The organism is Arcicella rosea (genome assembly GCF_014204325.1).
GTDB lineage: Bacteria > Bacteroidota > Bacteroidia > Cytophagales > Spirosomataceae > Arcicella > Arcicella rosea_A.
In genome coordinates, this window is record NZ_JACHKT010000005.1 from 178524 (window position 1) to 199934 (window position 21411).

Annotated in this window: 16 protein-coding genes; 8 read left to right on the forward strand and 8 right to left on the reverse strand. The window is 33.9% G+C overall.

The window, feature by feature from the left end:
- Nucleotides 1-25: 25 nt before the first annotated feature.
- From HNP25_RS05410 to HNP25_RS05430, 5 genes are all read right to left on the reverse strand, one after another.
- On the reverse strand, nt 26-1222 hold the full coding sequence (locus tag HNP25_RS05410; RefSeq protein WP_184131473.1) for a glycosyltransferase: 1197 nt from the start codon (nt 1220-1222) through the stop codon (nt 26-28).
- A gap of 14 nt (nt 1223-1236) precedes the next feature.
- Nucleotides 1237-2343 (reverse strand): glycosyltransferase family 4 protein, encoded by a 1107-nt coding sequence (locus HNP25_RS05415; protein WP_184131476.1) that lies wholly within the window; start codon nt 2341-2343, stop codon nt 1237-1239.
- A 150-nt stretch (nt 2344-2493) separates the two neighbouring features.
- A complete protein-coding gene (locus HNP25_RS05420; protein ID WP_184131479.1) occupies nt 2494-3783 on the reverse strand; it encodes an aminopeptidase P family protein in 1290 nt (429 codons plus the stop codon).
- A gap of 11 nt (nt 3784-3794) precedes the next feature.
- Nucleotides 3795-4559 (reverse strand): class I SAM-dependent methyltransferase, encoded by a 765-nt coding sequence (locus HNP25_RS05425; RefSeq protein WP_184131482.1) that lies wholly within the window; start codon nt 4557-4559, stop codon nt 3795-3797.
- Between the two features lie 129 nt (nt 4560-4688).
- Nucleotides 4689-5456, reverse strand: a complete 768-nt coding sequence (locus tag HNP25_RS05430; protein WP_184131485.1) for a 3-keto-disaccharide hydrolase — start codon at nt 5454-5456, stop codon at nt 4689-4691.
- A gap of 155 nt (nt 5457-5611) precedes the next feature.
- Between HNP25_RS05430 and HNP25_RS05435 the strand changes: the two genes are divergently transcribed.
- Nucleotides 5612-6112: a hypothetical protein gene (locus HNP25_RS05435; protein WP_184131487.1), complete on the forward strand. Its 501-nt coding sequence runs from the start codon at nt 5612-5614 to the stop codon at nt 6110-6112.
- A 32-nt stretch (nt 6113-6144) separates the two neighbouring features.
- Nucleotides 6145-6552 (forward strand): hypothetical protein, encoded by a 408-nt coding sequence (locus tag HNP25_RS05440; protein ID WP_184131490.1) that lies wholly within the window; start codon nt 6145-6147, stop codon nt 6550-6552.
- 59 nt (nt 6553-6611) lie between these two features.
- Here the strand turns inward: HNP25_RS05440 and HNP25_RS05445 are convergent, their stop codons facing one another.
- Nucleotides 6612-6767, reverse strand: a complete 156-nt coding sequence (locus HNP25_RS05445; RefSeq protein WP_184131493.1) for a hypothetical protein — start codon at nt 6765-6767, stop codon at nt 6612-6614.
- Between the two features lie 286 nt (nt 6768-7053).
- Between HNP25_RS05445 and hisS the strand changes: the two genes are divergently transcribed.
- The 3 genes from hisS (at nt 7054) to HNP25_RS05460 (ending at nt 11402) form a co-directional block, all read left to right on the forward strand.
- Nucleotides 7054-8409 (forward strand): histidine--tRNA ligase, encoded by a 1356-nt coding sequence (gene hisS, locus HNP25_RS05450; protein WP_184131496.1) that lies wholly within the window; start codon nt 7054-7056, stop codon nt 8407-8409.
- 125 nt (nt 8410-8534) lie between these two features.
- Nucleotides 8535-9938 (forward strand): energy transducer TonB, encoded by a 1404-nt coding sequence (locus HNP25_RS05455; protein WP_184131498.1) that lies wholly within the window; start codon nt 8535-8537, stop codon nt 9936-9938.
- A 42-nt stretch (nt 9939-9980) separates the two neighbouring features.
- A complete protein-coding gene (locus tag HNP25_RS05460; RefSeq protein ID WP_184131501.1) occupies nt 9981-11402 on the forward strand; it encodes an energy transducer TonB in 1422 nt (473 codons plus the stop codon).
- 87 nt (nt 11403-11489) lie between these two features.
- Here HNP25_RS05460 and pgi read toward each other — a convergent pair whose 3' ends face one another.
- On the reverse strand, nt 11490-13136 hold the full coding sequence (pgi, locus tag HNP25_RS05465) for a glucose-6-phosphate isomerase (protein WP_184131504.1): 1647 nt from the start codon (nt 13134-13136) through the stop codon (nt 11490-11492).
- 427 nt (nt 13137-13563) lie between these two features.
- Between pgi and HNP25_RS05470 the strand changes: the two genes are divergently transcribed.
- The 3 genes from HNP25_RS05470 to HNP25_RS05480 all read left to right on the forward strand — a co-directional run bounded on the left by HNP25_RS05470 (nt 13564) and on the right by HNP25_RS05480 (nt 19753).
- Nucleotides 13564-15216, forward strand: a complete 1653-nt coding sequence (locus HNP25_RS05470) for a CTP synthase (RefSeq protein WP_184131507.1) — start codon at nt 13564-13566, stop codon at nt 15214-15216.
- Nucleotides 15217-15433: 217 nt separating this feature from the next.
- Nucleotides 15434-17287: a membrane protein insertase YidC gene (gene yidC / locus HNP25_RS05475; protein ID WP_310587158.1), complete on the forward strand. Its 1854-nt coding sequence runs from the start codon at nt 15434-15436 to the stop codon at nt 17285-17287.
- 585 nt (nt 17288-17872) lie between these two features.
- On the forward strand, nt 17873-19753 hold the full coding sequence (locus HNP25_RS05480; protein WP_184131510.1) for a tetratricopeptide repeat-containing sensor histidine kinase: 1881 nt from the start codon (nt 17873-17875) through the stop codon (nt 19751-19753).
- Between the two features lie 437 nt (nt 19754-20190).
- Here HNP25_RS05480 and HNP25_RS05485 read toward each other — a convergent pair whose 3' ends face one another.
- Nucleotides 20191-21366 (reverse strand): class I SAM-dependent rRNA methyltransferase, encoded by a 1176-nt coding sequence (locus HNP25_RS05485; RefSeq protein WP_184131513.1) that lies wholly within the window; start codon nt 21364-21366, stop codon nt 20191-20193.
- Nucleotides 21367-21411: the final 45 nt, after the last annotated feature.

Consider the following 21411-nt stretch of genomic DNA (forward strand, 5'->3'; position numbering starts at 1 on the left):
AAAAAAGGCTAAAAAAACTCAAAGCTCAGAAACTATCCAGAATTACTTTTGCATAATTTTTTGCTTGATTCAGTTCAGCAAATTCTTTCATATTTTGTTGATTACCAATTTGCAGATTACTACTGTTTAGAAGAGTTTTTATCTGACGAAGAAAATCATCTTTAATAGTTTCGTTGATCAATAAACCTAACTGTTTTTCAGCAGTAATTTTCCCCATTAAGCCGTAATGATAAGTAATCAAAGGTTTTTGGGCACTGGCTGCTCTGACCATAATGGCACTCATGCCAATATGTTTTTGGTATAAAGCCAAAATATAATCTGATACTTCAAAAAAAGATTGAATCTCTTCATCAGCCACAAAATGATTATGAACAATTACTTGTACACTATTTTTTTGTTGGAGTAGAGTAAGTTTTTGCTCAAATCTTAATTTTTCTTGCTCGTCCCAAGGCCCGACAATGAGCAAACAAACATTTTTCGCTTCATCTTCAGATAGATTCATAAAAGTATCCATTACTGTTGAAATTCCTTTTCTATCATCTAAATGACCAAAAATTAGGAATACTTTCTTGCTTTCTGTAATGCCTAGTTTTTCCTTTAATGAGTCAATAGATTTTGTGTTGGGATAAACCTGCACTGGGTCTGGCAAGAACTTTACTTTGTTGCTTTTCCAATTTTGTTGAATAAAATCAACAGCAAAAGGGTCAAGACAAAATAAAGTACTTAATGATTTTCGGTGTAAAATAGCTTTAAGCAACAGATATTTACGCCAAAAACTAATTTTTTCTTTGATTGAATTGACGGGATAATTAACCAAAGTTGGTCTAAATAAAATGCCAGAAACTGGGCAAGATGGTTTTTGTTCTGTTAAACAAGCCAATTGAAGATGGTCAAAATACATCATCAAAATATGAACGGCTTGTAAGTTTTTAGCATATTCAGCACAAATTGCCCATTCTAATTTTGCTCGTTTGATTACATCACTTTTGCTATTTTTCCAGTCGTTAAAAGTTGTTTCAGAAGTACTTATCCATTCAATATTTTCTGCGGAAGTTTTTTGAATAATGGAAGGATGCTTTTCAAAAAAATCTGGATTTACTAATACTGCTAAACGAAAATCGTATTTTTCATTTAGAAAATGTTTAAGTAAATGATACAGATAGCCGGGATGATGTCCGCTGGCATCAGGTTCAAAGATTAAAACTGTTTTTTGAAAAGACATGAGATGATAAGTGTTTACTTCGCCAAAATACTTTTATAAACGTTTAAGGTTTGTGTTGCAGTTTTTTCAGCAGAGAAGTATTCTTGACGAATGTTTCCTTTTTCAACAAGAGATTTTCGTAACGCTTCATTCTGAATAATTTCAGTGATTTTATAGGCAACATCTTCTTGATTGTTAGGATTGAAATACAAGGCAGCATCTTGGGCTACTTCTGGAAAACAAGAAGTATTACTCAGTACTACAGGACAGCCACAAGCAAAAGCCTCAAGAATCGGAATACCAAAACCTTCGTACAATGAAGGATAAACGAAAGCAATTGCCTGTTGATATAAGTAAAAAAGCGTATCATCACTCTGGAAATTGAAGTGTTTTACTTGGCTTTGTAAGTCTAAACTCGCAATAAATTCATGTTCAGTTTTATTAAAATCACCACCACCTGCACAAAGTAAATGTACATCTGGATGTTTTTTTAAGACAGAAGCTATTGATGTTACAAAACCAGTAAAGTTTTTGTAGTCATTTCTAGCACCTACATACAACAAGTATTTTTCAGGTGTTTTTACTTGAAAATCTTTTGGTAATTGATGATTTTTAAATGAAGTAGCGTGATAAATCACTGCTATTTTTTCAGGCTTGATTTGATAAAACTCCAATAAGTCAGCCTTGGTATTTTCAGAAATAGCGATGATTTTAGCTGCTCTATTTAGTAATTCTTGCTTCTGAGCGTGACTGGAATTATCGATATGATTAAGGTTGAATCGCTCCTTAATACAATCATGATATGTTAGAACAAAGGGTTTTTTTCCTAAATGATTGAGGTAATAATTATGAAAAAAAGTAGGATGGAAAACATCAAATTTACCTCTTTGAAGCTGTACAATACTATTTAAACGGTTGGTTCTGGAAACCAACATATTCGTAGGCATAAAGCCAAAAATATGCTTAAACTTGTTTGGGCGACGAACAGAACTATTTTTTAAATATTCGTTATTTGAAAATGGCAAGGATAATTTCACACCGACACCCATCTCAAGTAAAGATTCCATCAAATCATGAAAATAGCGAGCCACTCCTCCATATCGCTGTCCCGTAAATGCTTGATGGTCGTAAAGTATTCTCATATTTATTTTTGATTGAGTGAGTTGTGAGTTAATGAATTTTGCTAATCCACTTCAATCAGACGTAGATTAGCAAAATATATTTAAGTCATTACTCCTCTCAATTAATGCACAGTTCTTAAATCTTACAGCTCATGGCTCAAAACTCAAAGCTTATTTTTTCATTAAAGCTTCAATTTCGTCTGCCTCAATCGGAATATTAGCCATTAAATCGATATTGCCATCTTCGGTAATCAATATGTTATTTTCCAAACGAATGCCTAAACCTTCTTCACGAATATAAATTCCTGGTTCAATCGTGAAAACCATTCCTGCTTCAAAACGACGATATTTGTTCCAAACATCATGTACATCAAGCCCCAAATGGTGAGAAACACCGTGCATAAAGTATTTTTTAAACAATGGAGCTTCTGGATTTTGCTTTTCGACTTCTTCACGAGTGAATAAACCTAAGCCGATGAGTTCTTCTTCAATGAATTTTTCAACAGCTTGCTGATAGTCATCCCATAAATTCCCAACGACTAAAATTGATTTAGCAAATTTAAAAGCACGCAAAACAGCATCATAAACCTGACGTTGGCGTGGCGAAAATTTACCATTTACTGGAATTGTTCTTGTTAAATCAGCATTATAATTGGCATATTCAGCGGCAACATCTAGCAAAATAACATCTCCATTTTTACATGGACGACTGTTTTCAATGTAATGCAATACACAAGCATTAGCACCAGAAGCAATAATTGGCTGATAAGCAAAGCCTTTTGAACGATTTCTTACAAATTCATGTACAAGTTCTGCTTCAATTTCGTATTCAGTAACGTATGGTTTTACAAAATCCAGCAATCTTCTAAAACCAAGTTCTGTAATACGCATTGCTTCGCTCAATTGCTCAATTTCAATTGGATTTTTGATGACTCTCAATTGGTGCATCAACGGAGCTACTCTTTCAAATTTATGTAAAGGGAAATGCTCTTTCGCCCATAAAATGAATTTAGCATCACGAGTTTGAACGACAGAATGATTACGAATATGCTCGTTTGAATTCAAGTAAATATGTTCTGCTTCAAAGACCAAAGTCGTTAAAACAGCCTCAAACTGGCTCATCCAATAAATACTTTTTACGCCAGAAACTTCTTGTGCATGTTCTTTTGTGTATTTATAACCTTCCCAAATAGCAATTAATTCAGAGGTTTCTCTGAGGAATAACACTTCTCTGTGAGCAGGATTTGGGCTATCAGGAAAGAGTAAAAGAATAGATTCTTCTTGATCGATTCCTGAAAGATAAAATAAATCTGAGTTTTGCTGAAATCCCATCGTTCCGTCTGCATTGGTAGGCATCGGGTCGTTAGAATTAAAAATAACAATAGATTTAGGTTTTAAAAGTTGGGCTAAACGTTGACGATTTTCAACGAAAAGCGAGTTGTTGATGGGTAAGTATTTCATAATAAAAGATATTATTTCTGGCACAAATAAATAATTTCGTCTTTAGGCAAAGCAAATCTTTTGATTTGGTCGGGGGGCATATTTACACCAAATTTGTCTTCCGTTACTTTCCAGCCACCTTGTTCTAAACGTTTGTTGTAATCTTTTCCGTAAATTCTAAAATGGTCATCTTGTTTGAAAAGACGTTCACGTTCTTTAGGGTCTGTAATCGTTTTATCTTCAAAAGTAGTCGCCAAACTCCAATCTTGTGGCGATTGCATAATTGCCCAACCTGTTGGTTTCAGTACTCTTCTCATTTCTCTCATACACTGAATATCATCTTCAACATGTTCCAGAACGTGGTTACAAAATACTACATCAAAAGTATTCTCTTCAAAAGGAATATGGTGTAAATCCATTTTTACTTTTGCCAATGGCGATTCAATATCAGCAGTGATATAATCCAGATTTTTCATTTTCTCGAAACGGTCGATAAAACAATACTCTGGAGCAACGTGCAGTACTTTTAGTTTGGCATTAAAGAAATTCGTTTTTTGTTGTAAATACATATACATTAAACGGTGGCGTTCTAGTGCCAAACAATTTGGACATAAAGCATTGTCTCTTGGCTCTAAACGACCATACGGTACAAATTTTGAAAACTTAGCTTTACATACTGGACAGGATACTTTAGTGCCTCTTAGAAAGATGGCATAGATTTTCATAGCAAAGTGAGATACTAATTGAAGGTATTTACGTGGAATATTTCTGAGTGTCCAGCTAATGATTGATTTCATAATTTAAACGTTTTGGATTCCGTTTTGAATAATTTAGAATGTTACAAACTAAAATTGGGAACGATTTTTACACAAAGGTAAAAAATCATTCCCAATTTCTGATTAACAAAAGCTAAGAAGCATTGAATACTACATTTCTCTAATCCAAATATTACGGAAACTTACTAAATTACCGTGGTCTTGTAATGAGATTGGTCCTTTCTCGTGAACAGGATTCGTTGGTTGTCCAATATAATTTGTTGCACCTTGAATTTTTGTGTGATTCTGAACGATAACTCCGTTGTGAATCACGGTTACATAAGCAGGTGTTTCAATACCACCGTTTGCCGTAAAACGTGGAGCAGTATAGATAATATCATAAATATTCCAATCGCCCATTTTGGACGTAGCATTTACCAATGGAGGCGTTTGTTTGTAAATAGAACCTGCTTGTCCGTTTCTATAAGTACGGTTTTGGTATGAATTTAATACTTGTACTTCATAAATTCCAGCAAAGAAAACACCACTGTTTCCTTTTTGTTGACCTTTCAACGTTTCAGGTTCGATAGGTGAACGCCATTCTATGTGTAATTGACAATCGCCAAAGTGTTTTTTTGTTGAAATTGTTCCAGCACCTTTAGCTACGGTGAAAATACCATCTTTTACATCCCATTTTGCAGCAGAGCCATCTTTGGCTGATTCCCAACTATCTAAATTTTTTCCATCAAATAAAACAATAGCATCAGATGGCACAGCACCAGGAGTAACTACTCTTACTTCTGGATCCCAGAATTCTGTTGCTTCTGGTTTATCAGGGTTTTTTTGAGTAAAACGGAAATCTTGTGCATTGGCTGAATTCATAGAATACACCGCCAAACTAAGGCTTAAACCCAAAATAAATTTCTTGTTGATCGTCATTGAATTATAGTTTATGTTTATTTTAATTTTAATTTGCGTAAAATAAGCTATTCTTGTTTCTGGATAAATAATCTAATGCTTTATACTGAACGGCAATATTCAAGAATATCTTGCGAAATAATAATTTATTTATGAAAATTACTCAAAGAAATTGGATGAAATTAGCTTTTCTATGTGGATTTATGCTTTTTTTTAATACTGTTATTGAAGGAAATGATGTACAGTCGGCTTTAGATTTGAATATGATACTAAAGGATAAGAAAATACAAATAGTTAAAAATCAATTAATTAAAGGTTGGTCTATGCGTGCAAACGGGAGCAGTTTTTATATAGAAAGAAATAACGATATTTTTTTGCCACAAACAGCTTTAAAAAGTATTGATAGCAGAGCAAGCATAGTTACTAAAACAATCGGGAAAAAGAAAGTGTTGATGATGAAAACCAAAGCTTTTTTTATGATGACTGTTGAAAAAAAGCTTCCTGCCGATAAAGTAGCCATTCTAAGAAACTCGGCAAAAGGTGTTTACCAAACCGATTTTTACACCATAATTTTATGGCAAGAACATGGCTTTACGTACTCAAAACATACGATTCCTCATAATTTAATAGATGAATTTCAAGCAATTGAGACCCTGATGGGAACTAATTGGCAATGATTTTCCAGAAAAAAATATAAACGATAACCAATATGAAACCTGATATTCCTAAAAAAGCTCCTGGTCAAAAATTAGTTAAGAGAATGCCTTTACGCACCAAGTGGATTTTGTGTGCGACGGCTGGTTTATTACTTTTTGGTTTTGGTATTTCTGTAGTAGGAACGGCATCAACCATTAAAGCAGAACCAAATGTGCCATTCTTTAGATGGTTTATTTGGGGACTTTATGGTTTGATTATCACAAGTTTAGGCTTAGTTTCTTTCGGGCAAGCGATTCGTTTTAGAGTATTGATGGATATTAATAAGCGTTTTAGCAGACAAGAAAAAGAAATGATGAAACAGATTAAAAAGTTGAATCATTTAGGAGAAGTACTCCGTGGAAAAGAAGATAAGAAAGAGGAGAAAAAAGCTAAAGCTGGCGACAAAGACAAGAAAGATTAAAAAAAGAAAACCTCGTCTATTCAGACGAGGTTTAAATCTCTTAGAAGAAATTGTACAAATTACTTCGCAGCCTTCGCAGCAAATTCAGCTTTGATTGCCTCAATGTCCACCAATTTAATTTCTGGTGTTTGAGTCAAAAACTTAATTGCATTGACTTTGTTAGTGGCTATAGCCTTGTTTCTTCTGTCTTTTCTTTTTAGTCTTGTAACAGCCATTGCGAACAGAGTTTTAAATTGAGGTGCAAAATTAGGAAGAATATCTTTTGGAAACAAACATATAGGCAATTAATAATTAGACTTTAAGATTTGAAGACGCTAGAATTGGAAGTAAGATTAAGGTAAAATCTAATATCAATCATCCTAAAGTCTTCCAGTCATTTAGTTCAAAAAGAAATAAAACCCATGAAGTTTCCAAAAACTTCATGGGTTTTGTAATTTTGTAGCCATTGGACAATCCTGTCCGTTTTCACGTTTTCGGGACATTTTCCCGATTTTATACTCCATGAAACCAAGTTTAGTAAAAGGTACACGAGATTTTGGACCAGACAAAATGGTTCGTCGCAATTATATTTTTGATACAATCAAAGCCGTTTTTCAAAAGTTTGGTTTCCAGCCAATAGAAACACCAGCCATGGAAAACCTTTCAACGTTGATGGGGAAGTACGGTGAAGAAGGAGACCAATTATTATTCAAAATCTTAAATTCTGGTAATTTTTCAGAGAAAATTACGCAAAATGAATTGGATGAAGGAGCAAAGAAATTAACGTTAAAAATTTCTGAAAAAGGCTTGAAATATGATTTGACAGTTCCTTTTGCACGTTTTGTGGTGATGAATCGTAATGATTTGGCAATGCCTTTTAAACGTTACCAAATTCAGCCAGTTTGGCGTGGCGACCGCCCACAAAGAGGACGTTATCGTGAATTTTATCAATGTGATGCCGATGTGGTTGGTACAGATTCTCTGGTTTGTGAAGCTGAAATCGTGTTGATGATTCATGAAGTATTCAAAAGTCTTGGTATTAATTTCTCTTTAAAAATCAATAATCGTAAAATTCTTACTGGACTTTCGGAAGCTATTGGAGCAGCTGGACAAGAAGGAAATCTTGCCGTTGCCATTGATAAATTAGATAAAATTGGGAAAGAAAAAGTATTAGAAGAATTAGCTGAAAAAGGATTTTCAACGGAATCTTTGGCGAAACTAGATCTAGTTTTTGACATTTCAGGAACTAATCAAGCAAAATTTATCAAACTGGGAGAATTATTACAAGATTCAGAAACTGGGAAAAAAGGAATCGAAGAATTACGTGCCGTTTGGGATTTACTTCAATCTTTTGGTCAAACTGAAGAAAATATTGAATTAGATATTACTTTGGCTCGTGGACTTTCGTATTACACAGGGGCAATTTTTGAAGTAAAAGCTTTAGATGTACAAATGGGTTCTATTTCAGGCGGAGGTCGTTATGATAATTTAACAGGTACTTTTGGTGTAGCTGGTTTATCAGGCGTAGGAATTTCTTTTGGAGTAGATAGAATTTACGATGTTTTAGAAGAATTGAATTTGTTTCCAGAAAATAATTCAGTGACTACAAAATTATTACTTTGTCATTTCGGAGAAAAAGAATTGAATTATACTTTGCCACTTTTGCAAAAAGCTCGTTTGGCAGGAATCAATACAGAAGTTTATCCAGATGTCAGTAAAATCAAAAAACAATTGGATTATGCAGATAAAAAGAAAATTTCTTATGTCTGTATCATCGGTTCAGAAGAAATGGAAACAGGCAAATTGACTTTAAAAAATATGATTACGGGCGAACAAGAGAAATTGACTTTTGAAGAAGTAATCACCAAATTAAGATAAAACGCTTTCGGCATTAATAAATTTAATATTTGTTAATGCCGTTTTTCTTTAATACTACTATTATTTTACAAGATTATTTTTATTTTTGGGAATTGTTCAACCAAATCAGTAAAAACACCCTCAAAATGAAAAAAATACTAACAAGCATTGTTCTTGCCCTTTTCTTTTTTACTTCATTTGCTCAAAATCCCACAGAGAAAATTGACCCCATTCAAGAGTTCATCAGTGCAACTACTCAAGTACCATTCATGGCAAAAATTGCAAATAGTAAAGGACCTGTATCAGTTGCGTTTACGATGGGCGAAAATAATTTGCCAGATAAGTATGAAATAGTTCAGAAATTGACAGAGGAATGTGATAAAGAAGCACTCAGAGTCGTCAAATTAATCCATCCTAAATATCTAAAAGATAAATTAGCTGGGAATAAACGAATTGTTTTAGAAGTACCTTTCTTGAATACTTTCAATGTCTTTTACAGTAAAGGCTACCAAATGGATTATTTTGATAAAGATCAAAAAAGACACTTTGGAAGTGAGCCGATGTACGCAAGAAGGTATTTAGTAGATACACTTTCTGGAAGAATTATTGGTAATGTTGAGTATTTTGTCATTAAAGACAAAATGCCTTCATTAATTGAGATTTCTAAATTACAGATTGATAGTTCTCAGCAAAATTCCTCAGAATTAATTGACAAAACTGATGCAAACAAAATTTATACACTGACAGCATTTAGCAAGTTTAAATTTCCTACTCTGAGCCAATCTTATTATAAAAATGGAAGAGCTGTGTATCGAAATTTTAATGATGAAAACTATAAGTACTATTCAAATGGAAGGATTTCATCTTTTCATAAAAAAGTAAAGGAAGATAAGTTTTTCAAGAATTACACAATAAAATGGCATCCGAATGGACTGATGGCTTCAATTATTACTCATATACCAAATACAAATCAAGAAAACGATGAAGTGGCAGATAATTACCTTGCTGTTTGGGATTCATTAGGAAACCAAATTGTAAAAAATGGTGAAGGTTTTTGTGAGTATTGTAAGTCAAGAAATGATGATTTTTTACTAGAGTCAGGTTTAATAACATCGGGTGTTAAAGATGGAATTTGGAAGGGAAGAGATACAAAGGGGGAAATGGTTTATGAAGAATTTTTTGATAAAGGAGTGTTCATTAAAGGAACTTTTTTGGATAAAGGACAACGAACAGTATATCGATTCCATGATGAACAAGCCTATTTTGAAGGAGGAATGCAAGCATTTTTAAAACACCTTCAACGAAACTTGAAATTTCCTGCTGAAGCACAGAGAGCCAATGTTGGCGGAAAAGTATATGTACAGTTTACAGTTCTTACAGATGGTTCTTTAAGTGATGTTAATGTCATTAAAAGTGTTGGTTTTGGCTGTGACGAAGAAGCTGCACGAGTGATAGAATTGACAAGTGGCAGATGGAATCCTCGTAAGCAAAGAGGAAAAGCAGTGATATCAAAGATGACAGTGCCGATTAGTTTTGTTTTGAGTAGGTAATTTAATCTAAAGAATCTCAAATACATTTTAAATACACTAACAATGAAAAAGATACTTAACATTTTTGTGCTGATACTTTTCTTTTTTACTTCATTTGCACAAAATCTTTCAGAGGAAATCGACCCGATTCAGAAATTTATTGAAGCTACAGTACAAATTCCTTTTTTGGCTCAAGTGGCTGATGTACAGGGCGATGTTACGGTTCGTATTTCTATGGGAGAAGATAATGTGCCAGTACGCTATGAAATTGTTAAAAGTCTCAGAAGTGATTGTGATGAAGAAGCTTTGAGAGTTGCCAAATTAATCAATGTCAAAAATTTACAAGAAAGATTAAATGGAAAAAAAAGAATAGCTATATCAATCCCTTTTTTTACCCCTGAAAAAATTTTGTATGACAACGGAGAAGTATTTATGCTTTTTGATAAAGACAAAAAAAGTATTAACGATGATAGTAATACAAAATATATGGCACGCTATGAGGTAGATTCTTTGAATGGATTTATCAAAAATGGAATAACATATTATATTTTGGAAGATAAAAAAGCTAGATATTTGGATTTTGCTTCCTTAATATTAGATTCTTTTGAAAGAGCTAAGTTGTCAATTTGTGAAAAGAAAACAGACGATGTAAAAATTTACCAAAAAACGGCTTTCAATAATCATAATTTTCCAGTTTTTACAAATTCTTTCTATAGTAATGGTCAACTGGAAAATAGAGTGACAGCGGATAAAGACTATTTTTTTTATCCAAATGGAAGAATTCAAAAAGTTATTGAAAAAGATACTTCAAAAGAGAAAGATAGCAACATAACATTTACTAAAGAATTTAACTGGCATGCTAACGGACAACTTTTTTATGTAAAAACAAGAAGCTTTTCTAAAGATAAAGAGCTAAAGGAGGAAAAATATATTTCCGTTTGGGATACTCTAGGGAATCAATTAGTGAAAGACGGTAGTGGTTTGTGTACTTTGTTTTCTGATAAACTTGAAAATGCTATTCAAGAAACTGGATTAATCAATGATGGTTTAAAAGAAGGAAAATGGGTTGGTAAAACTTTGGAAAATAGAACTGAATTCATCGAACAATACAAAAAAGGCAAACTTATACAAGGTATTGCTTACACAGAGTCTGATTCGGTAGCTTATAAAAATACTGAGGAAATGGCCGAATTTAAAGGTGGATTCAATGCTTATGCTAGTTTTCTACAAGGAAACCTCCATTATCCTAGAGATGCTCAGATGAAAAATGTAGAAGGAAAAGTGTATGTTCAATTTACCGTTTGTACAGATGGTACATTGTGTGACTATAAAATTCTGAAAAGTGTAGGATATGGCTGTGATGAAGAAGCATTAAGAGTAGTCAAAAAATCAAGTGGAAAATGGATTCCTGGAAAACAACGAGGGAAAAATGCACGCTCAAGATTTACTTTACCAATATCTTACAAACTGACAGGTTCAAGATAATGATGACTCAAAACAAAAAATCCACGTGAATTGCACTAAGCTCACGTGGATTTTTTGTTACTAATATTCCAATTTTACAACTGTGCCTTATCTCCAAGCTTTATAAGCATTAATCAAGGCATTAGTTGAAGAATCGTGTGAAGCTATAGTTTCTTCATTGGTAAGTTCAGGTAAGATTTGGTTTGCTAATTGTTTACCTAATTCTACTCCCCATTGGTCAAAACTGAAAATATTCCAGATTACGCCTTGTACAAATATTTTATGTTCATACATCGCAACTAAACTTCCTAAAGTTCTTGGCGTTAATTGTTTGAACAAAATTGAGTTTGTTGGACGGTTTCCTTTGAATACTTTAAAAGCGGCTAATTCAGCAATTTCTTCATCCGATTTTCCTGCTTTTTTAAACTCCGCAACTACTTGTTCTAAAGTTTTTCCGTTCATCAAAGCTTCTGTTTGTGCAAAGAAATTAGACAACAATAAAGTATGATGATTTCCGATTTGGTTATGAGAAATAGCTGGAGCTAAGAAATCGCAAGGTACTAATTTTGTTCCTTGGTGAATCAATTGATAAAATGCGTGCTGTCCGTTAGTACCCGGTTCACCCCAAATGATTGGTCCTGTTTGGTAAGAAACTTCTTCGCCATCACGACCGACATACTTACCATTCGATTCCATATCGCCTTGTTGGAAATATGCTGCAAAACGGTGCATATATTGGTCATAAGGAAGAATTGCTTGCGTGTCTGCTCCGAAAAAATTATTATACCAAATTCCTAACAAAGCTAAAGTAACAGGAATATTTTCGCTGAAATCTGCGGTGCGGAAGTGCTTGTCCATCGCATGAGCGCCTTCCAATAATTCAACAAAATTCTCGAATCCGATTGATAAAACGATTGATAAACCAATAGCCGACCACAATGAGTAACGACCACCAACCCAATCCCAGAAACCAAACATATTATCTGCATCAATTCCGAATTCCACGACTGATTTTTCGTTGGTAGAAATTGCTACAAAGTGTTTTGCAACATCTTCAATAGAGCCACCATTTGCTAAGAACCAATTACGAGCAGAGTGTGCATTCGCCATTGTTTCTTGCGTTGTAAATGTCTTTGAAGCAATCAAGAAAAGTGTTGTAGCTGGATTTACTTTTTTCAATACTTCGGCGATATGCGTACCGTCAACGTTTGAAACAAAATGTAAATTCAAATGATTTTTATAAGGTTTCAAAGCCTCTGTCACCATTACTGGACCTAAATCCGAACCACCAATTCCAATGTTTACAATATCTGTAATGGCTTCTCCAGCGTATCCTTTCCAAGCACCAGAAATTACTTTTTCTGAAAATCCCTTCATTTTTTCCAAAACAGCGTTAACATCTGACATAATTTCTTTGCCATCAACTGCAATCGGAGTATTTGAACGATTTCTTAATGCCACGTGCAAAACAGCACGCTTTTCTGTTTTGTTGATAGTATCGCCAGTAAACATTCTTTCGATTGCATCATCCAATTCGCATTCATTTGCCAATGCTACTAAAATGGCTTTCGTTTTTTCGTTGATTATATTTTTTGAATAATCCACTAAAATATCTTCAAAACGAATGGAAAATTTATCAAAACGCTCTGGGTCGTTAGCGAAAAGTTCTTTTATAGAAGTTGTATCAATTTCAGATTTGTGCTTTGTCAGTAAAGAAAAAGCATGAGTTTGGTCGAAAGGAACAGATTTTAACATAATTGCTTTTGTTATTTTAGAGTAATAATTTCTGGTTATACTCACAAAAGTACAAAAGACTGCTGAATTAGTAGAGATAAAGCCTTTAGGATTTTGTTAAGAAGTCGATTAAAGTATTGATGAAAATTTAAGAGGAGGCTTCACTTCATCAGTAAGGATGATTCATAAGATTCTTTCATCTGCTTTTAGTTTTAATGAAACCAAAATTTTAATTGTCAAAAATATATATTTGTAAAGCGTTGTTATACAGTGATTTATTAGGTTGTTTAGCAAAAGATTTCAGTCTTTATTCAAAAAAAGGCGAAATACTTCCATGAAAATACGCTAACTTTGTATCCCGTAACTAAGGGTTGCGGAACTCCATTCTTCCTCTGTACTTTTTTTGTACACATCCTCTTAGAAAAATTCAAACTTCAATTTTATTACAATGTCAGGTAAAGGGCAACCTAAAACCGCAAAATATATTTTCGTTACGGGCGGTGTAACTTCATCTTTAGGAAAAGGAATTATTGCTTCATCATTAGCCAAATTATTGCAGGCTAGAGGGCTATCAGTAACTATCCAAAAACTGGATCCATATATCAATATTGACCCGGGAACGTTAAACCCTTACGAGCATGGTGAATGTTATGTAACCAACGACGGAGCGGAAACGGATTTGGATTTGGGTCATTATGAGCGTTTTTTGGGTGTACCAACTTCTCAGGCGAATAATATCACTACGGGTAGAGTTTACTTCAATGTTATTACAAAAGAACGTCGTGGTGATTATTTAGGGAAAACTGTTCAAGTTGTTCCTCATATTACAGACGAAATCAAACAAAACATTCTTTTGTTGGGTGCTACTGGTCAATACGATATTGTTATTACTGAATTAGGTGGTTGTGTAGGTGATATTGAATCGCTTCCTTTTATCGAGGCTGCTCGTCAGTTGAAATGGGATTTAGGAGAGAAAAATACACTTTTCATTCACCTTACTTTAGTGCCTTATATCGCAGCTGCGGGTGAATTAAAAACTAAGCCAACACAACACTCAGTCCGTGCTTTGTCGGAATACGGAATTCAGCCAGACATTATTGTTTGTCGTACAGAACATCCAATTCCACAGGAAATGCGTCGTAAAATTGCACTTTTCTGTAACGTTTCGCCGAATGATGTTATTGAAGCAATGGATGCTGAGACAATTTATGATGTGCCATTGTTGATGCGTAAAGAGAAATTAGATCAACGTGCTTTATATAAATTAGATATTTATAATGACAAAGACGCTGATTTAGAACAATGGAAAAACTTCTTGGGCAAATTGAAAAACCCAACAGAGCAAATTACGATTGGTTTAGTTGGTAAATATGTTGAGCTGAAAGATTCATATAAATCTATTGCAGAAGGTTTGATTCATGCTGGAGCGGTAAATGAAACCAAAGTAAATGTTGTTTGGATTTCTTCTGAAAACTTAGTTGAGGGCGATTATCAAAAGAAATTAGAAAACCTAGACGGTATTTTGGTTGCTCCGGGTTTTGGTGAAAGAGGTATCGAAGGGAAAATTAATGCAGTAAAGTATGCTCGTGAAAACAAAGTTCCTTTCTTTGGAATTTGTTTGGGTATGCAATGTGCTGTTATTGAATATGCTAGAAATGTGATTGGTTTAGAAAATGCTCATTCATCAGAAATGAACAAAGAAACACCATATCCAGTAATCGACTTGATGGAAGAACAAAAATTGGTAACTAACAAAGGCGGTACCATGCGTTTAGGTGCTTATGCTTGTAAGTTAGAAAAAGGTTCTTTGGCTCATCATGTATATGGAAAATTGAATATTCAGGAGCGTCACCGTCATCGTTATGAATTTAACAATGCTTATTTAGAGCAATTTAAAAATGCAGGAATGTCTCCGACAGGGATTAATCCAGATTCTGGCTTAGTAGAAGTTGTTGAGTTAAAAGACCATCCTTTCTTTATTGGTGTACAGTTTCACCCAGAGTACAAATCAAATGTAGCAAATCCTGCTCCTTTGTTTGTTCACTTTGTAAAGGCTGCTTTAAGAAACGCTATTCCTTTGATGAAAGGAACTACTAAGTAACCTTTTATCATTTAAAATGATTTAATAAAAGATAAGTAGTAATTTTGCACCGCTAAAGTCAAAAGCTTTGGCGGTTTTATTTGATAGAAAGTTTTTTATGTTTCGTTTTTCTTTTTTAGAGATTGAAATACTTTGAAAATAAAACCGATACAATTAACAGACAAACGAATTGATGTACGAAAGTACTTAAACTCGAAAAAGACAAATTCAAAAGATAATGATGGACAAAAATCAAGTCACGGGGCTGTTGTTGATAATGGCGATGTTGCTGGGATACCAGTTTTTCCTAGCCCCTAAAGTTGAACCAGAAAAAGCACCAGAAAAAGCAAAAGTAACGCAAACTTCCACAGTAGCTAAAGTTACGACAGTTGATTCAGTTGCTTTAAAAGCCGCTGCTGGCGATTTTGCCTCGGCTGCTATTGGTACTGCACAGGAGCTTGTGTTAGAAAATAAAGACATCAAAGTGGTTTTCTCTACTTTGGGTGGTAAAGTAAAACAAGTATTGTTAAAGAATTACGAAACGTACAATTCATTTGCAGCACAGAAAAAAGAACCTCTTTTAATTTTTGATGAAGCTTTTGATAAAATAACGTTTGAATTACCAACCACAAAAGGGAACGTTGATTTGAATAAATTGTACTTCAATACTTCTTCAAAAGGTGGAGTAGTTGCTAATGGAAAGTCAGAAAAAGTTAGTTTTATCTTAAACTTAGCAAACGGACAAAGTATTGAACAAACTTATACTTTAGCAAGTGAAGGTTTCTTAATTGACCAAGATGTTAAATTAAAAGGTTTAGACGGTTTGTTGAAAAACGAATCAGTTAAATTGAATTGGCTTGAAAACGTTCGCCCAACGGAAAAGGATTTAACCGAAAACCGTAAGGCAACCGTTAATTACTTATTAAACGAAGATGAAGAATTTGACCAATTAGCAGAAACACCAACAGGTTCAAAAGAAGAGTCTTTAGAAAAGCCAGTAAAATGGGTTTCTTTCAAAAAGAAATACTTCCTTTCTGGTTTTATCACTAAAAATGCTCCAATCCAGAAAGCAAATATCGTAGCAACTGCCAACGAAACAGATTCTGTAAATATCAAGACTTTAAGAGCTAATATGGATTTAGATTTAGCTGACTTAAAATCTGGAAAAGGAAATTATCAGTGGTATTTTGGTCCAAACGATTATAACCTCATCAAAAACGTAGCACCAGGTTTCGGTAAAAACGTAAAATTGAGTTATGATATTTTCTTGCCAATAACTCGTTATGTGTTTGTTCCATTATTTAATGTTTTAGAAACAGTATTTAATAACTACGGTTTATTAATCATTGCTTTGGTGTTAATTATCAAATTTGCTTTGCTTCCACTTACTTATAAATCGTATGTAAGTATGGCAAAAATGAGAATTTTACAACCTGAATTGAATGCTATCAAGGAAAAAGTAGGAGATGATGCCGCAGCACAACAACAAGCACAAATGAAATTGTATGGCGAAGTAGGAGTAAGTCCACTGAGCGGTTGTGTACCAGTTTTAGCAACGATGCCAATCTTGATGGCGGTGTTTATGTTGTTCCCGAACTTGATTAACTTGCGTCAGCAATCTTTCTTGTGGGCGAATGACCTTTCTACTTTTGACTCTATCGCTACTTTGCCTTTCAGTATTCCATTGTACGGAAATCATATCAGTTTGTTTACTTTGTTAATGACGGTTTCGAGTATTGCTTACGGTTATTATAACAACCAAAATACGCCTGACCAAACGGGTCAACCGATTGACATGAAGAAAATGGCTTATATCACACCAGTAATCTTTATGTTTGTGATGAACTCACTTCCAGCAGGTATGAGTTTCTATTACTTTGTTTCAAACTTGGTGACTATCGGACAGCAAATTGGTATTCGTAAATTTGTAGATGAAGATAAAATCAAAGCAGTTTTAGAAGAAAATCGTAAGAAAATTGCTGCGGGTGGCGTGAAGAAATCTCGTTTTTCAGAGTATATTTCTAAGCAAATGAAAGCTGTTGAGGAAACACAAAAAGCTCAACAAACTGACCCTAAAAAGAAGAAAAAGTAAATATCATATCATTACTTTCAATGAAGGCTTGGCATTTTTGCTAAGCCTTTTTTTATTCATTGATTTGTACTTTACCGTGTTTTATGCTATTTATTGATAATTTATAATTCTCATTATTTATTATTTTGAGCAAATATTTTAAATTTTAATTTGGTTATCAAAGCTCGTGTTTTTGTTTGCTAAGTACTTCATAAAAAAATAATATGTCCTTCAACCTGTCTTTTCTGGATTGATGGTATATTTTCTTTTTTTAACGATATTAATAATTCTCAACTTTTCAAAGGTTTTCTGAAAATAGGATAAAAGTATGACAAAGCTCATTCAAAAAAAATAACAGATAGACTTGTAGGTTTAAGTCATTCTGTATAAGTTTATTAAAAAAAATATTAAACAAGCATCTCAGATAAAAGGCAATTAAGGTACTAAGTGCCGATATTCCTAATACTCTCTCCTTAGTTCTAATAGTGATAGCTCGCCTCTTATTTTTGAATTGAACACAAAAATTAAAAAGTATTTATGGGGAAACCTTCTATTTTTAAGCTAAGAATTTTTAAAAGTAAGATAGTTAAAAAAAGTTTTTTTTTAATGTTGGCTTTAGTGTGCTCTTATTCTTCTGTTTGTTATGCACAGCCAAATCGATTAAAGATTTTAACTGAAAATCTTGCAAATGCCAAACATGACACCGATAGAGTAAATACTTATTATGCACTTTCAAGATTTTACTGGAATAAAAATGCAGATTCGGCTCTTTTCATGGCTGAAAAATCACTTATTCTTGCCAAAAAAAATCATTTTGATAAAGGAATGGCACTGGCATACCTTTCAAAAGGAGTGTCTTTACTGTCTAAAGGACGTTTACCAGAAGCACTCGAATGCCTTTTTAAAAGTCTTCGTATCAGTGAAAAGTTAGGGTTGATTGGTCTTTCTGGGAATGTGTTTATTAACATCGGTAATGTGTATGCCGATATGGAAGATTACAATAATGCTCTTTTTTATTATCGCAAGGCTTACAATATTGCCCTTCAACATAACTATTCTACCTTCAATGAATTAGTGGATATTGGCGAAATATTTAAGTATAAAAATCAGCCTGATTCTACAATTGCATATAATCAAAAAGCACTTAAAATTGCCCAAGTAGCAAAAGATACTATGGGGATTATTGTTACATATTATAATATTGGCGAGAATAATATTACCCTAAAAAACTATTCAATCGCTCGAAACTACCTCAGTAAAGCATTAGTTTTGGCCGAAGAAATGAATGATGATGAAGGCATTACTTACTGTCATAATGCTTTTGCTTTGGTATATTATCATACTGGAAAATATCAAAAGAGCCTAGAATACGCCTTAATGGCGTTGGAAGAGAATAAGAAAATTGGGATTAGTGAAATCTCAAAGCAAGTCTATCATGTGTTGTATTTGACTCACCTAAAACTAGGTAATTATAAAGAAGCATTGCAAATTAGAAATTTGGAGGTAGCCTTGAAAGATAGTCTTAGCGGTGTCGAGAAAACGATGGCTATTACTAAAATTCAGTCAGGTTATGGACTCGAAAAGCAGCAACAACAAATTAATTTATTGAAAAAAAGTGCCATTATTAAACAAGAGGAATTAAAGAATACTGAGTTAAAACGTAATTTGATTACAGCGGTAGCATTATTCTTATTGGTATTGGCTTTGCTTTTAGTGAAAAACTTTGTTGATAAGAAGAAGCTCATCAAACAATTAGAAGAACAAAATAGAGACATCAGTACTAAAAACTTGCATTTAGAAGAACTGATTCTAGTTAGAAACCGAATTTTCTCTATCATCGCACATGATCTTCGTGGCCCTGTACATTCTATTGCTGGGATGATGGATGTGCTGAAAACAGAAAGTATGGATGAGGAAGAAAAAGGTTTTTTTATAGAGAATGCCTCTCAGAGTCTTCATGTTACGGCTAATTTACTGGATAATTTATTGTATTGGGCAAGAAGCCAAATGGACGGTATGCAAGTCAATACAATTGTGTTTGATATTCAGCAGGTAATTCAGCAAAATATTGCTTTGATTGAAGCAAGAGCTATTGAGAAAAGTATTAAGGTTTGCAAGGAAGAGGGGAAATTGCCGCAAATGGTTTCTGCTGACCAAGCGATGATTGATATTGTGATTAGGAATTTGGTGGAAAATGCTGTGAAGTTTTTAAAAGCAGGTAACACGGTAAGAATTGCAACTGAAGAAAAAGAAAATGAACTTACAGTATCAATTAAAGACGACGGACAAGGGATTTCACAAGAGGCTCAATCCAAAATCTTCAATAAATATACTTCTTATTCAAGTTTTGGTACGGCCCAAGAAAAGGGTAGTGGTTTAGGGCTTTTGTTATGTAAAGAGCTTATTGAAAAGAATCAAGGAAAAATCTGGTTTGAAAGCAAGCCTAATGAAGGCACAACTTTCTATTTTACCATTCCTTTGAATTAAATGTAATTCAGAATTTTATTTGGTTTTATATTGATATTTGATGGATAAACAAAACGAATCCTATCTCCGAGATAGGATTTTCCATCTTTTTGATAAGTTGTCCTATCTCTGAGATAGGTTTTCCCATGTTTTTGATAGATCGTCCTATCTTCGAGATAGGTTTTCCCATGTTTTTGATAGATCGTCCTATCTTCGAGATAGGTTTTCTCATCTTTTTGATAGGTCGTACTGTCTCAGAGATAGGTTTTTCCATGTTTTTGATAGGTTGTCCTATCTCCGAGATAGATTTTCTCATCTTTTTGATAGGTCGTCCTATCTCCGAGATAGGTTTCCTCATATTTTTGATAGGTCATCCTGTCTCTGAGATAGCAAAAAGAGTCTCAAACTTCACTTTACCGAAGTTTGAGACTCTTTTTAATTTCATAATAAGCCGTTACTTATTCCACATAAAGCACTAAGCCTTTTAAATAACTGCCTTCTGGATGGAAGAAATTCACAGGATGATCAGCTGGTTGCGTAAGATGATGCAATACTTTTGCTTGTCGCTCAGCTTCTAAAGCAGCCGAAACAACAGTATTGTAGAATAACTCTCTATCCACCACTTGCGAGCATGAGAAGGTAAACAAAATGCCTCCTTTGGCTAATCTCTTGAAACCTTCAGTGTTCAATCTTTTATAACCTTGAATGGCATTGTGACGAGTTGCAACATTTTTGGCATAAGCTGGCGGGTCAAGTACGATAAGGTCGTAAAATTGGTCGTTGGCTTTCAAATACTTCATCACATCTTCCGAATATGCTTGATGGTTCAAGTCTTGAAAATTATTGGCTTCAATATTTTGAGTAACTAAATCAATGGCTTTTTGTGAAACATCCACCGAATGCACTAATTCAGCCTCAGCACCCAACGCATACATCGAAAAACCACCTGAATAACAGAATGAATTCAATACTTTTTTGCCTTTAGAGTATTTCGCTAACAAAGCTCTGTTATCTCTTTGGTCGAGGAAGAAACCCGTTTTCTGTCCAGTTTCCCAGTTAATCATAAACTTGAAACCATTTTCAAGAACAGCGTGAGGCACAGCACATTGTCCGTATAAATAACCATTTTGCACAGTAGCGGCAAACTGATTAGGCAATGTTTCATGTGATTTATTGTAGATAGCCAACAATTTATCACCATAAACTTTTTGAAGAGCTACCGAAATTTTCTCTTTTTCAAGATACATCCCAATGCTATGTGCTTGGAATACAGCAACACCATTATAAAAATCGATGATTAAGCCTGGACAACCATCGCCTTCGCCATGAATCAAACGGTAACAATTAGTAGTTTCGAAATCAATTAATTGACGAACCTGATAGGCTTTTTGGATTTTACCAAACCAAAACTTCTCGTCAGATTCAGTTTCTTGAAAAGAAAATATTTTTACAGCGATACTTCCTTCGTGATAATGACCAGTAGCAAGATAGTTTTTGTGCGAATCGAACACATCAACTGCTTCGCCATCCGAAGGACTGCCGATGATTTTTGCAATAGCACCCGAAAAAATCCAAGGGTGAAAACGTTTTACAGGATTCTCTTTGCCTGCTTTTAAAATAATTTGTGATTTCATGTTGTAAAATTACAGATGAAAATCGTTTTAATCTTTATTCATCGT